At 53.1% G+C, this 13,839-nt stretch carries 13 protein-coding genes; 7 read left to right on the top strand and 6 right to left on the bottom strand.

The window, feature by feature from the left end; translation table 11 throughout:
* The first annotated feature begins 8 nt into the window (after positions 1–8).
* The 6 genes from D7Z26_RS26840 to D7Z26_RS26865 all read left to right on the top strand — a co-directional run bounded on the left by D7Z26_RS26840 (position 9) and on the right by D7Z26_RS26865 (position 6,690).
* Positions 9–1,157, top strand: coding sequence for an amino acid deaminase/aldolase (locus D7Z26_RS26840; RefSeq protein WP_120980110.1), 1,149 nt, complete (start codon positions 9–11; stop codon positions 1,155–1,157).
* The gene (locus D7Z26_RS26845; protein WP_120980111.1) at positions 1,154–2,458 is read left to right on the top strand and encodes a D-arabinono-1,4-lactone oxidase; all 1,305 of its coding nucleotides are present in this window, start codon (positions 1,154–1,156) and stop codon (positions 2,456–2,458) included. Before D7Z26_RS26840 ends, D7Z26_RS26845 begins: the two co-directional genes overlap by 4 nt.
* A 45-nt stretch (positions 2,459–2,503) precedes the next feature.
* The gene (locus D7Z26_RS26850) at positions 2,504–2,983 is read left to right on the top strand and encodes a DUF1904 family protein (protein WP_120980112.1); all 480 of its coding nucleotides are present in this window, start codon (positions 2,504–2,506) and stop codon (positions 2,981–2,983) included.
* A gap of 26 nt (positions 2,984–3,009) precedes the next feature.
* Positions 3,010–3,960 (top strand): metallophosphoesterase family protein, encoded by a 951-nt coding sequence (locus tag D7Z26_RS26855; RefSeq protein ID WP_120980113.1) that lies wholly within the window; start codon positions 3,010–3,012, stop codon positions 3,958–3,960.
* A 223-nt stretch (positions 3,961–4,183) separates the two neighbouring features.
* Positions 4,184–6,253 (top strand): Ig-like domain-containing protein, encoded by a 2,070-nt coding sequence (locus tag D7Z26_RS26860; protein WP_120980114.1) that lies wholly within the window; start codon positions 4,184–4,186, stop codon positions 6,251–6,253.
* 149 nt (positions 6,254–6,402) lie between these two features.
* Complete coding sequence (locus tag D7Z26_RS26865; protein ID WP_325050479.1) at positions 6,403–6,690, top strand: DUF1294 domain-containing protein; 288 nt, start codon at positions 6,403–6,405, stop codon at positions 6,688–6,690.
* Positions 6,691–6,768: 78 nt separating this feature from the next.
* On the opposite strand, the gene D7Z26_RS26870 is transcribed toward D7Z26_RS26865, so the two are convergent.
* The 3 genes from D7Z26_RS26870 to D7Z26_RS28035 all read right to left on the bottom strand — a co-directional run bounded on the left by D7Z26_RS26870 (position 6,769) and on the right by D7Z26_RS28035 (position 9,194).
* Positions 6,769–7,632: a hypothetical protein gene (locus D7Z26_RS26870; protein WP_120980115.1), complete on the bottom strand. Its 864-nt coding sequence runs from the start codon at positions 7,630–7,632 to the stop codon at positions 6,769–6,771.
* Between the two features lie 66 nt (positions 7,633–7,698).
* The gene (locus D7Z26_RS26875; RefSeq protein WP_120980116.1) at positions 7,699–8,163 is read right to left on the bottom strand and encodes a bactofilin family protein; all 465 of its coding nucleotides are present in this window, start codon (positions 8,161–8,163) and stop codon (positions 7,699–7,701) included.
* Between the two features lie 2 nt (positions 8,164–8,165).
* Complete coding sequence (locus D7Z26_RS28035; RefSeq protein ID WP_120980117.1) at positions 8,166–9,194, bottom strand: M23 family metallopeptidase; 1,029 nt, start codon at positions 9,192–9,194, stop codon at positions 8,166–8,168.
* 181 nt (positions 9,195–9,375) lie between these two features.
* On the opposite strand from D7Z26_RS28035, the gene D7Z26_RS26885 reads away from it, so the two are divergent.
* Positions 9,376–10,470 carry a ParM/StbA family protein gene (locus D7Z26_RS26885; RefSeq protein WP_120980118.1) on the top strand — a complete coding sequence of 365 codons (1,095 nt, stop codon included), beginning with the start codon at positions 9,376–9,378 and terminating at the stop codon, positions 10,468–10,470.
* 72 nt (positions 10,471–10,542) lie between these two features.
* Here the strand turns inward: D7Z26_RS26885 and nagA are convergent, their stop codons facing one another.
* The 3 genes from nagA to D7Z26_RS26900 are packed head-to-tail and all read right to left on the bottom strand — an operon-like array spanning position 10,543 to position 13,339.
* Entirely contained in the window at positions 10,543–11,748 is a 1,206-nt protein-coding gene (gene nagA / locus D7Z26_RS26890) for an N-acetylglucosamine-6-phosphate deacetylase (protein WP_120980119.1), read from the bottom strand.
* Entirely contained in the window at positions 11,745–12,473 is a 729-nt protein-coding gene (gene nagB, locus D7Z26_RS26895; protein WP_120980120.1) for a glucosamine-6-phosphate deaminase, read from the bottom strand. Before nagB ends, nagA begins: the two co-directional genes overlap by 4 nt.
* A complete protein-coding gene (locus D7Z26_RS26900; protein ID WP_267901023.1) occupies positions 12,470–13,339 on the bottom strand; it encodes a MurR/RpiR family transcriptional regulator in 870 nt (289 codons plus the stop codon). Before D7Z26_RS26900 ends, nagB begins: the two co-directional genes overlap by 4 nt.
* Between the last annotated feature and the right edge of the window lie 500 nt (positions 13,340–13,839).

The following is a 13,839-nucleotide window of genomic DNA, read 5'->3' on the forward strand; positions in this document are numbered from 1 at the left end:
AAGTCCCGATGCCTTTCGCCTACCTCGATCTTGACTTGCTCGACTATAACATCGGGGAGATCGCCAAGGCGGCGGGTAGCAAAACGGTTCGTTTGGCGAGCAAGTCGATTCGTTCCGTCGAGGTTCTGCGGCACATTCTGCAATCCGACGAGCGATATCAAGGGATAATGTGCTATACGGCCGGAGAAGCGGCCTTCCTGGCGCGACAAGGGTTCGACGATTTACTGCTCGGCTATCCGACTTGGGATGATGAGGGTATCCGGGAACTCGTTAATCTCATCGGAGAAGGTCGCCGGATTACGTTCATGGTGGATTGTATAGAGCATGTCCTCCGGATCGAGGCTATCGCCCAAGAACGCGGAGTTCGCGTTCCACTGTGTCTCGACATCGACATGTCGGCTTCTTATCCGGGACTTCGCTTCGGCGTATGGCGTTCTCCATTAAACGGATGGGATAACGTCAAGCCCGTCGTGGACGTCATTGTCGAATCCTCTTGGGCGTGGCTGGACGGGATCATGGGTTACGAGGCGCAGATCGCGGGAGTCGGGGATCAAGTTCCGGGCGCCGCGCTTAAGAACAGTATCGTCCGTTACTTGAAGAACCGTTCGATCCGCGAGGTCGCGAGCCGCAGAGGGGAGATCGTCCAACGTATCGGGGAGCTCGGGATATCGTTGCGTTTCGTCAACGCGGGAGGGACGGGAAGCTTTGCCAGTTCGCGAGAGGAATCCGCGGTGACCGAATTGACCTCGGGATCGGGTTTTTATAGTCCCTTGTTGTTCGATCATTACCAGTCATTCAAATACCAGCCTGCCGCTGGATTCGCCGTAGAGATCGTGAGGGCTCCCCGCAACGATATCGTGACTTGCTTGGGGGGCGGGTATACCGCCTCCGGCGCGGCAGACCCTTCGAAGTTGCCGAAGCCCCATTTGCCGGCGGGGTTGCGACTGTTCCCGCTAGAAGGTGCGGGAGAAGTGCAGACGCCATTGTTATGCAGCGATGAAACCCATCGTGCGTTGAAGCTGGGGGATCCCGTCTTCTTCCGGCACGCCAAAGCAGGGGAACTGTGCGAACGGTTCGATTCGCTACATGTCATCTCGAACGGAACGATTGTAGGAGAATATTCGACATATCGGGGCATGGGGGAAAACTTCTTATGATCAAGAGCGGACGTAGATGGAGCAACTGGTCAGGCATCGTAAAAGCGAAACCGCATACGGTTCTTTACCCTAGCCATATCGAGGAAGTCGTCGACGTGGTCAAGCTGTGCAGCGCGGAAGGCCGGACGTTGCGCGTCGTCGGCTCGGGTCATTCGTTTACCGCGATCGCCGCGTCCAACGATGTTTTTTTGTCGCTCGACCGGATGCAGGGCATTTTGCAGTTGAATAAGGAAGCGCATACCGCGACCGTCTGGGCGGGAACGAAGATTAAGAAGCTCGGAGAGCTTCTATACTCGGAAGGCTTGGCGCAGGAAAACTTGGGCGACATCGATGTTCAATCGATCGCGGGCGCGATCAGCACGGGGACGCACGGGACGGGACTCAAGTTCGGCAATCTCGCGACGCAGATTATAGGCATTACGGTCGTTACGGGCACCGGCGAGGTGCTGGATTGCTCCGAACAATCCCATCCGGATTTGTTCAAAGCTTTGCAAATATCGCTCGGCTCCCTCGGCATCATCGTACAGGTGACGCTTAAGCTGCGAACTGCCTACAAGCTTCGTTACGAGAGTTCGAGAACTAAGTTGACCGACTGTTTGGAGAGGCTTCCAGAGCTTACGGCCAACAACCGTCATTTCGAGTTTTATTGGTTTCCTTACGCCGATCCGTGCCAGATCAAAACGCTGAACGAGACGGATGAACCGGAAACTTCGGCGAAAATAAGCGACTACGTGAACGACGTGTTGCTGGAGAACGCAGCGCTCGGAGCGTTGTCTTCCCTGTGTAAGCGGGTGCCTCGGCTATGCGCTCCGGTTAGCCGGATGATCGCGGCGGCGTTTCCGACCGGAGTCAAAGTCGCGCAAAGCCATCGCGCGTTCGCTACGATCCGACTTGTTCGATTCAATGAAATGGAGTACAATCTACCGATCGAGGCGATGGGGGATGTCGTCAGGGAAATGCGAGAGACGATAGAGAAACGGCGTTATCGCGTGCACTTCCCGATCGAATGCCGGTTCGCCCAAGCGGATCGAATTTGGTTGAGTCCCGCTTATGACCGGGACTCCGCTTATATCGCCGTCCATATGTACCGGGGGATGCCGCACGAGAACTATTTTGCCGACATGGAACGTATATTCCTTAAGTATGGCGGGCGCCCGCATTGGGGCAAACTGCACACTTTAAAAACAGCACGGTTGAAGGAAATCTACCCCATGTGGGACAAGTTTCTGGAGATGAGAAGCAGGATGGATCCCGAAGGCATTTTTCTCAATCCTTATTTACGAAACCTATTCGCCTTATAGACCGCACGATTAACTCGTTTCGATCAAGAAGGAGCGTTATTAACTATGCCTCACTTGCTTATCCGGGGAGTTGCCCCCGATGGAATTCGCGAGGTCAGCCAAGCGTTGGTCGCCGAGCTGGCCGTCATTTGCCAATGTCCGGAGGATTATATTGTGCTCGAATGCCTGACCACTACCGCCGTTTACGAAGGGCAATTCGTTGCCTCTTATCCGTTCGTCGAAGTGAATTGGTTCGAACGCGGGCCGCGCGTTCGCGATCTAGCGGCGGAATGCATCGATCGGCATATCCGGTCGCTTGGCATTCCGGAAGCTGAGATCGCGTTCAGACGTTACGAATCGGACGGATATTACGCGAACGGCCGTAAGCTGTCGGAAACCGAGGGAGAAGCGAATAAAGAAGCCTTGCAAGCTCTCCAATCCGAGAATCAAAGGCTGAAGGAAGAGCTTCTTAAAGCTAGAAAAGCGCTGCAGACGGGCTCGGGACCGAGCATGAGCAGCAAGCTTTACGATGCGTTACGAGAATAGCGGATACCCGATTGCGAGGTAATGGGATGAGCAGAAGGTTGAGATTTCGACCCGACGGAACGTTTACGATCGTGCAATTTACGGATCTGCATTGGAAGAACGGCGAGTCCGCGGACCAGCGCACGAAAGCGCTCATGGAGAGGGTGCTCGCCGAAGAGCGACCGGATCTCATCGTGTTCACGGGAGACGTCATCGAGAGCCTGCATTGCCGAGACCCGTATCAATCGTTCCGCGATGCTGTTTCCTTGGCGGAGAGCAGCGGCATTCCTTGGGCCGCGACGTTCGGCAATCACGATTGCGAAGGAGAAGTTACGCGGAAGAGACTGATGGAAGTTCAATTAGAGCACTCGGGTTCGATCGCACAAGCGGGACCGGCCGACGTAGCCGGAGTCGGCAATTTCGTCGAGCTAGTTGCGGGCCGTAATGGAGAAACCGCGGCAGCTCTCTATTTTATCGACAGCGGGGATTATTCTAAGCTGCCTTCCGTTCCCGGTTACGGGTGGATCGAGCGTAGCCAGATTGACTGGTTCGAAGCGCAAGCGCGGCTTTTGCGGATAGACAATGGAGATCGTCCCGTACCCTCGCTCGCGTTCTTTCACATTCCTCTCCCGGAATATAGGGACCTATGGAACGAACGGGTATGTTACGGACATCGTTACGAGCGAGTGCAGGCCCCGAAGCTGAATTCGGGCATGTTCGCCGCGATGGTCCGCTCGGAAGCGATGATGGGAACGTTCTGCGGGCACGACCATATTAACGATTACTCGGGAAAGCTGCACGGCATTCGGCTATGTTATGGCCGGGCAACCGGATATCACACCTACGGGCGCTGGCTTTACCAGCGTGGGGCGCGCGTGATCCGACTGAAGCAAGGGGATGAGGGGAAGACGGACTTCGACAGTTGGTTGCGCCTTGCCAACGGCAAGAAAATATCGAAGCCTTGCAAGCATTCCCCGAACCGATTCTCCAGAGGTTAGAGCATTATTTGTGAAATCGTTATTATTAGGCCATTCTCGATGTCTTCGGACGCGGGATGGCTTTTTTCGTAAGGCGTTATTCGGACAAGTTGCTTCATTTCGTATCTATTTTATAAATATTTTCTCATCTAAGAAACAAAACGTATCTACACAGCGTCAAACTTTGTGACCGCCGCATGAGGATATTCAACGTCTACCTCGGCGGACACAAGGAGGTAACGGGATGAGGAAAACGATGATCGGATTGCTTGCCTTGCTGATGCTGATTAGCGTACCGTATACGGCAAATGGAGCATCCAATTTAAGCACGGAGCAGAAGTTCGACGTGCTTAAGCAGAAAAACATTTTTACCGGTTACGCCGACGGGAGCTCTCATCTGTATGACCCGATGTCGAGGGAACAACTGGCCGCGGTACTGTTCCGCTTACTAGACCTTCCGGGAGGGAATTTCACCTCCAGCTACGGCGACGTGCTGAAGACTCGTTGGTCGTTCCTGGAAATCGAGGCCGTCACCCGCGCTAAGCTAATGGGCGGAACGAGCAGCAGAATATTCTCGCCCTTGCAGAACGTGACGGTGGAGCAGTTGGCAGCCGTGTTTACGCGAAGCTATGGACTATACGGAAGCGGTTCGACTCCGGTTACGGGGAAAGTTTCCAAGTGGGCGAGGGGAGCCGTCGGGTTGGCGCTCGACCGTAAGCTTATTCCCCAATTAAGCGACTATACGATTGAAGCGTCGCGCGGATTATTGGTGGAAGCGGCATACGCCGTGTATGAGGATAACCATACCCAACCGCTTCGCGTAAGATCCGTGGAGCAGCTGTCCAATCAATCGGTAAGGGTGAACCTGTACGAGCGCGGAGACAAGATCGAGCTAGGAAGATTCGCCTTGAAGGACACGTATGGCAATACAAGAGCGATTCAGCAAGCGATCGTCGGCCAAGACGGATTGTCGATCATCCTTTGGACCGATCGGCAGATCGGAGGAATTACGCATACGTTATACGTCGATGGGAACCCTTGGAATTACGTATCCGTGTCCGATGATACTACGAAACCTACGATCATTTCGCAACCTACGAAAATCGTCTACAAGACTTACGAAATCGTGTTCTCCGAGCCTGTAGATCAGAATTCGGCGACGAACTCTTCCAATTATTCGCTAAGCGACGGATTAAGGTTGGCTTCGAACCCGCAGCTCTCTTCGGATTTGAGGCGGGTCACGTTTACGACCACGGATCAGTCGAACGGCAAAACCTATCGGCTAACCGTCCGTAACGTAAAGGATTTGGCGGGTAACGTCATGGATCAACGCAGCGACCTTTATTTCGTCGGCAGCAACGACAATACGAAGCCGACGGTAACGGAAGTGAAGATCGATGTCACGACGGCGGTCGTCAGCGTGAAATTTAGCGAGAAAATCGATCCGCAGCAGGCCGTTCAGACGTATCACTACGCGATCGACAAAGGGCTTGCCGTTACTCAAGCGACGCTGGGGAACGATGGAACGACGGTGTATTTAAGAACGTCTCAACAGCAAGATGCTACCGTGTACATGTTAACGGTAAGCGGCATTCCCGATCTTGCGGGCAACGTCATGGATAATTCCACGAACTGGAAGTTCGGCGCGGTATCGAATCCGATCGTGCCCATTAAAGTGCAAAACATAAAGGCAATTAACAAAAATACGATCGAGGTTACATTTGACCGTCCGCTCTCTAATGACGACATCAATCGCATAAGCCTGGCCGGCTTGAAGGACAACGGTTCGGACGTAAACCTGAAGGATTGGGCGGATTATGCGATATTGAAACCAGGAACGGACCGTACGGCAACGATCCAGTTCCGGACGAAGGAAAGTAATCCGGCTTTATTCCTTTCCGGGCATCTCTATACGGCTCGAATCGCGGGGCTTGTCGCACTGCAATCCGACAATAATTCGGATCAAGCGGACTTCGGGGGCACGGTCGTCGACAATCCGATTCCGTTCGCTAGCCAGACGTACATGATGGATCGCAAGACCGTGAAGGTAGTGTTCAGCGAACCCGTAACGAATGTTAACGTAAGTGCGTTCCGGATTCGGGAGAAGGGCGGAGACTGGATCGATATTGCGTATGTGGAAAACGGGGATCCGAAAAAGATCGTCACGGAAGTCGTGCTTAAGCTGAGTAATGAACTAAAGTCCAGTAAAGTCTACGAGCTGTCATTCCAATCCGGCATTACCGATGCCGCGACATGGAACGGTCTTAAGACGATGGACGGTGCTCAGCCTTACGTTCTGAACTTCAATTCTTGACCGTTCGAGTAGCGTCGAAGCCCCATGTTCGATTGGCGGAATATGGGGCTTTCATCGTTATATAAGGACGGGGAGGGCCGTTGCGTAGTACAATAAAAGGGGATCTCCAACAGACGAGACTCTACATAAGAAAGCCGGGAAGATCACGGTTGGCAGCGAAAGAGAGGGCAAGCAGATTGATGAAGTTATTTATCGCGTATATCCTCGTTATGAACCTCATCGCTTACGGCGCGATGGCGTACGATAAATCCCAAGCGAGAAAACACGGCAGAAGAGTGCCCGAGAGAACGCTGTTCATTCTGGCGGCGATAGGCGGGTCGATCGGTGCGATCTCGGGAATGAGGATCAAGCGCCATAAGACGAAACATCCGTCGTTCGTCATCGGGATGCCCGTCATTCTGATCGTTCAAGCCGTGCTTGTCTACAGGCTAGTCTAAGGTAGAAGATTGGGACAAGGCATAGAAAAAGAGAACGAGCGAGGCGATAAGCCATGCTCGTTCTCTTTGTTTATACGATCAAGGGTTCGTTCGAACGATTTGTTCCAGCAACTTCTCGGTATCGGGCCATTTCGTTTCCTTTGCCCTGATCGCGAGAATGATCTTTGGAGATCCGGACATGTCGACGTCCTTAAAAATCGGATTGCCAGTAATGTCGATTCCGTAAGGATGCTGCTCGGTATCATCCGCGGATTGCGCGTTAACGATTTTGTCTGCGGGCACTTGTAACGGCTCCGATTTCATGAAATCGTCCAGCTTCACGAATGCTCCTTGGGCGGCGAGGCCGTTGAAGTTCGTTTCATCGGTAATGTATAACTCGGATTTCTCGGTCATGAGCATGAGGACGCTTTTCTGCTGCAAAGCCATATCTTGCTGGCTCTTGACCTCTGTCGGAACGAATACGACGGTCGTCTTGATGCGCTTCCAGTCGGGGATGAGTTTAAGCATGTTGGCTTGCAACAGTGTCTCGTCCGCGAAGTAGAAGTTGCCGAATACGGATACCGATAGATTGGCCGGGGGCGTGTTGGCTGCTTCCCGTCTCTTGTCGATGCCTTCTTTAATGAAATAACTGGCGAGCAAGACGATAATAAACCCGATAATGACATGGAATTTATAATAGTATACAAAATGGCCGAACTTCGTTTGCTTCTCGACGGTAATGATTTTCTCGGATTCGATGCCGAGCACGAGATTGTACGCCCGGTTGTAGTCCGCGAGGTTGATTCCGGGTTGCTCGTCGACGCCGGCTTCGGAACGCGATTTCTCGGAACGGGCTTTCTTCATGAGAATGAAATAACGATTTTCCACTTGCTCGCGGGTCGCGTCTTCCGGTAACCCTAGTATCTCGTAAGCTTTCTTTAACTCTTCGTCCAATTCGCTCACTCCAGTCAACCTTCCGTTCTTCTGCCTACTTATGCATCATACACGAATTCCGGAAGGCCTTGCAAACTACCAAGTTTTCAGGACGGCATCCTTGTCCGAATCGATCGTGACCGGGAGGTTTATCTCGGATTCGCGGTTCGGAATTTTCTCTTCGGGAGCAGGGGCGATCAGGGGAGCGTCTTTGACGTCCATCATACTCATACCTTGGAATACGGCTCCGGATTCGATCGACAGCTCGAGAGCGGATAAGTTGCCATGCAGCTTTCCGGTATTTTTGATCGTCAATTTTCCGGTCGCGGATACGTTGCCGATCACTTGCCCGGCCACGATCACGTTGCGGGCTTTTATGTTGGAGCGGGCGATGCCGTTCTCGCCGATCGTAATATCGCCGGCGCAATCCATATCTCCGACCAGTTGGCCTTCCACGCGGATGCCGGCTTGCGATTTGATTTTGCCTTCGAAGGTCGTTCCTTCGCCTATTAACGTGTCCGTCATGTTGGGATCGATTTTCGCGGTTTTCTTCTTGAACATGGTTACTGGCTCCTTCTGCTTGCTTTGAGATAAGGCGCGGGATCCACGTGCTCGCCATTTATCAGAACTTCGTAATGAAGGTGCGGCCCCGTGCTTCTCCCCGTCGAACCCACTTCTCCGATAATGTCGCCTTTGCGGACCTTGTCGCCGATTTTGGCGGTAATCTTGCTCATATGCGAATAATGCGTGCGTATGCCGTTGGCATGGGCTATCATCACGTTGTTGCCGTGAGAAGCGCTTCGTCCGGCCTCGATTACCGTTCCATCGGCCGCAGCGTAGATCGGATCCCCGATATCCCCTCCGATATCGAGGCCGGCGTGGTTAGTCGCCCTGTTCGTAAACGGATCCCTGCGAATTCCGAACGTGGACGTGATTCTCCTCGAGTCGGTCGGCCAGATCGTGGGAGTGACCGCGATCAGCTTCTGTTGCTTGGCGACCGCATCCTTAGTCAGTTCCAGCTCGGGCTTCATGAGCTCGATCCGCTCTCCGAGGGTAAGGAAGAAATTTTTGGTTTCGTCGGTTAACCGATCCATTTCCTCATGCGTTACGGGCAAGTCTTCTCCGCCCGTGCCTCCGTCCATCGCGAACTGTTCGTTCCCGTCCGCGTCTTCGGCTGAATCCTGGGGGGATTGACTATCCGTTTTCTTGGTAGAGGCGGTATCGCCGGTCTTAATGCCTACCATGTTTTTGAGCTGCGATTCCAGTGATGTGATGTCCTTCATGCGTTCGTTGATCGCTTTAGCTTGTTGGGATAGATCGATTAGATTCGATTGCAACTCGTCGATATGCTCGTTTTTGGCATCGATCGTTTGCTCGTAATCGCCGGTAGCGGTAGCAAGCTTTTGCTTTAATTGTCCGATCTGGCTCGTATTCCCGCGATATAGCATAATTGCGGTTATGCTTACCGCAAGCAGAACGAGTGCCAGAATCGATCCGATTACAAGGATGAGCGCTGATAGTTGAAATCGCATGACTGAGCTGTTCGCATCCCGGATTACCATGAACGTGAACTTCTTATGCCGCCATTTCATGACTTTCCTCCTGCTTGTTCTACATCGTCATCTTCTATTTACTTCGGCATAACTTCGATTCGTTTGAAGGATAATCCTTTATTCACCAAAAAAATGCCACAATTCGGGGTGGGAAAAGGAGGAATTTGTCGGAAAAGAGCGAATGGAACATAGAGGAATGTAAGGAGTCGGGAGGTAAATGATGATTAAGCTAGCAGGAATAGATATTGGCAATGACAGCGTCAAGCTAGTCGTGAGCGGTTCGAACGAACCCGTGATTATCCCGAATATCGTTTCTCCGGGATACGAAAGGCACGTTCTTCAAGAGGAAGATTCTCCTCTGAAGGCGTTGGACGTTATGGTATACAGCCCAAAGCTGAAGCGCAAAAACCAACGTTATTTCGTTGGTTTACTGGCATCCGAGGACCAAGATAACGCGGAGCTCGAGGAAACGGACAACAAGGCGACAAGCGATCAGTCGCTGATCGTGGCGCTGACGGCGCTTGCGTATGCTAGCGTGACTAGCGTGGCGCATTCGCTTCAACCGGGTCAAACGATCGACCAAGTCGAATACATCGTCGGTACGGGCTTGCCCGTGCGTACGTACGCCCGATATCATCAATCGTTCGAGGAACGTCTCGTCGGCGAGCACGAAGTTACTTTCTTGTCTACGCCGAAGCTTCGCGGGCGCACGATTCGAGTAAGTATCCGCAGGGCGATCGTCTCGGTCGAAGGTGCGGCCGCATTGTTCCATATGGCCACCCACGAAAATCTGCAAGTACGTGACGAAGAGCTGTATCATGGCGTCATCGGCATTTGCGAGATGGGGGCACTTACGACCGATTTCCCGGTCGTGAAGCGAATGAGCATCGATAATCAATTCAGTACGGGCGAGCAGCTCGGTCTGGCCTCTTATTTGGATTCGATTATTCGCGACGTCGAAGATCAATACGGCTATCGCTTCCCGAGCCGGACAAAGCTGATCCAGCGCATTCGCAAGCATGAATTCGTCATTCAGCGAGTCGGGGAAGGCCAAGCGGACATTCGTCCCATCGTCGACAACTACTTCGGCAGGGCGGCTCAGAAGATCGTCGATCTGATTCGCAAACGTTGGAAAAAATATCCGGATATTCAATGCTTCTACGTGCTCGGCGGGGGTGCCGCGGCATTGAAGCCATATATTCTGGATACCGCGGAAAATATGCGGCTTCGTTTCGTGGAAGACAGCGAATTGCAGAACGTATATGGCTACCTGAAGCTGGCCAAGAACAAAACCTCGCAATCCGAAGCGATATAACGCGAATTATAGAAGGGCTCCTCTCCAAGTCTGAGAAGACTTAGGGAGGAGCCCTTTAAGTTTGGCTATGAGCTAATGGCTGGCAGGAGTATCGGAAATCCGTCTACCGCCGATCCATGTAGCTTGAAGTTCCAACGCCTCATCTAACAGCAGGAAATCCGCGGCTTTGCCGACGGTCAAAGAGCCTTTGCGATCGTCGATGCCGAGTTGTCTTGCCGGATTGGCGCTTGCCATCCGGCTCGCTTCTTCGACGCTGACCCCGATCTCGCGAATTAAATAACGGACCGCGCCGATCATGGTGAGCGTGCTCCCCGCAAGGCTATCATTTTCCTTGAGTCGGGCGACTCCGCATTTCATGTGAACGGGCAAGCCGCCGAGATCGTAATCTCCATCGGGCATGCCTGCCGCGGACATGGCATCGGTGACCAGAATGACGTTATGGGTTCCTTTGGCGCGGGTAATGAGCTTGATCCCGGCCGGATGTACGTGATGACCGTCGGCGATTACTTCGGCGACGATCCGATCGTCGGTAAGCACGGCTCCGACCGTTCCGGGCTGACGATGGTGCAGAGGCGTCATCGCGTTAAACGTATGAACGGCGTGCCGTAAGCCGTGATCCGCCGCGGCAATGATTTGATCGTAGGTTGCATCGGTATGTCCGCAGCTGGGGACGATACCGTTAGCGGCCAATTTTTCGATATAAGGGAGCGAGCCTTCGTTCTCCGGAGCCAGCGTCTGAATTTTGATTAGTCCCGGAAATCGGTTTACCCATTCGTCCAGCCAGTCGGGCTGAGGGGGCAGAATATAAGCAGGGTTCTGGGCGCCTTTCCATTTAACGTTGACGAAGGGACCTTCCAGATGCACGCCGACGAGTTGAGCATAAGGCATCGGTTTGGACATGAATGCGCTAACGATATCCATGACGGCGGTCAGATCTTCCCGAGACGCCGTTAAAGTCGTCGCGAGCATGCTTGTCGTGCCGTTCGAAGCATGGAAACGGGTGATGGCTTCAACGCCTTCCGCATCCGCGTCCATGAAGTCGTGTCCGGCTCCGCCGTGGACGTGAACGTCGATGAAGCCGGGGATTAGCCAGCTGCCTTTCGCGTCGATCGTCTCTAGCTCTGCGTCCGCTTTCGTCTCCGCGTACATGCTAGCAAAATGTTCGATTTCCGAGATTAAACCGTCCTTCACCCGGACGATTCCGTTGTCGATTACGCCTTCGGGCGTAACGATCCGCGCGTTAATGATCTGGAATTGCCCGTTAGTAACGCCGCTCATGAGAGTTTACCCGCGGCCGCCGCGTCTAGCAGCACGATAAGATTCGGATGCGTCTGGAGCAAGGAGGCTGGGCAATCGGTCGTAATCGGACCTTGCAGCGCGCGTTTCACGATATCGGCTTTGTCCGCGCCTTTGACGACGAGCAGAATTTTTTTGGCCTTTAGTATCGTGCCTACGCCCATCGTCAGCGCTTGCTTCGGCACGTCGTCGACGGAGTCGAAGAAGCGGGCGTTCGCCTCGAGCGTTTCTTCCGCGAGATCGACGACGTGAGTACCTTTGATCAGCGCATGCGCGGGTTCGTTAAATCCGATGTGGCCGTTGTGGCCGAGTCCTAACAATTGCAGGTCGATCTGGCCGGATAGCTCGATCGCTTCGTCGTATCGACGGCATTCATCCGCGGGATCCGCCGCGTTGCCGTCCGGAATATGGCACTGCGCCGCCGGCAGGTCGATGTGGCTGAAGAGATGGCTGTTCATATAAGAATGATAGCTTTCGGGATGGTCGATCGGAATATTGACGTATTCGTCGAGATTAAAAGTCGTTACGTTGCGGAAACTGAACATTCCTCTATTGAATTCGCGCACGACTTGTTTGTAGATGCCTACGGGCGTTCCGCCCGTGGCTAAGCCGAGTACGGCTCGGGGAGTCGTTTGGATTTGACCGATTATAATGTTGGCGGCTGCTTCGTTAAGTTTATCGTCGCTATCGAAAGTCAAAACGTTCATTTTGTTTTTCTCTCCTCTTTGCTGGATGTGTACGATTTAACCAATTGATACGAACGTTCCAACCGGGGAACGTATTGTTCGAAGTGTTCGCTGACGAGTCCGATGAACAGAATGTCGACGACGTGAAGCTGGGCCATGCGGGATGCCATGTCTCCGCGTCTCATGCCGACTTCGGCGGACGACGTGAACAAACGGATGGCGGCATGTTCAGCGAGCGTATTCGCGCCGAAGCGGGTAATCGACAGCGTCGTCGCTCCCTGATCGGCCGCGCTGCGGAGCGCGTGAATCGTTTCGGGCGTCTCGCCGGAGTAAGAGATTCCGATCGCCACGTCGCGCGAAGTTAATGAAGTCGCGGATGTGAGCATCATGTGCGGATCGGAGAAAGTCGCGGCCGCTTTACCTATCCGGATCAGCTTATGGAAGAAATCTTGCGCCACGATGCCGGAAGTCGCGGACCCGTACAGATCGATCCGATTGGCGTTATGCAGCGCTTCGATCGCCAGACTCAGTTGGTTGCGATCGAGCACCTGGGTCGTATCGGTAATCGAGCGGAGATGATTCGTCGTAATGGCGGACACGATGTCATGCAGCGGCTTGCCGGCGACGATATCTTGGTACTGGTTGGCGGTGGACGTCTGTTGGACGAGCTCGGTCGCCAGCCTCTGCTTGAAGTCCGGAAAACTGTGCGAATGAAAGGTTTTGCAGAAACGCGAGATCGTTGCCGTGCTGCTGCCGGATTGCGCCGCAAGCTCGGTAATCGTCATCTGCACGGCTTGCTGGGGATGTGCGAGCAAATACTCGGCCAGCGCGCGTTCTTTGAGATGCAGATGGTCCATTTTTTCCTGGATGGCATTCAAAATGCTCACGGCAGACATCCTTCTACTTGGAAAATGATTTTCTTGAAAATTAGATTATTTAAGTAAATAATTTTCGTATCTAAGCCTTATTGTACTTTATCGATTTTCATCTTGCAATGTTATTATGTCCCTTCGCATTCCCCGGATATCGCCGAACCTGCGGAACTTCGCCGCTTCGGGGCAACTTCGGAATTCCGTCGCAACTTCGGAAATACGCCGCATCTGCGGACCCGGCGTACCTACGTAAATTCGCGGCAACTCCGGATTTCCGTCGAAATTGGTTCTTCGTCTTTTCACAAACTATCTCCCGCTCTGCCAACCTGCAAAAACTACAGTATAAAACGCCGATTTGCTCAAAATCCTCCCAACAGCCTGCAAATAGCGGCTAGGCCCCTTAAATCTGGAGTCTGTCCCTTAAAAGAAGCCGCTCAGTTAGCGTAGCTCTGTATTTTGAGTTCTTACAGTGCTCTGTAAAATTGTGAGCGGTCTTCAAGCTGCATTACCCACTC

The organism is Cohnella endophytica, from assembly GCF_003628305.1.
GTDB classification, from domain to species: Bacteria; Bacillota; Bacilli; order Paenibacillales; family Paenibacillaceae; genus Cohnella; species Cohnella endophytica.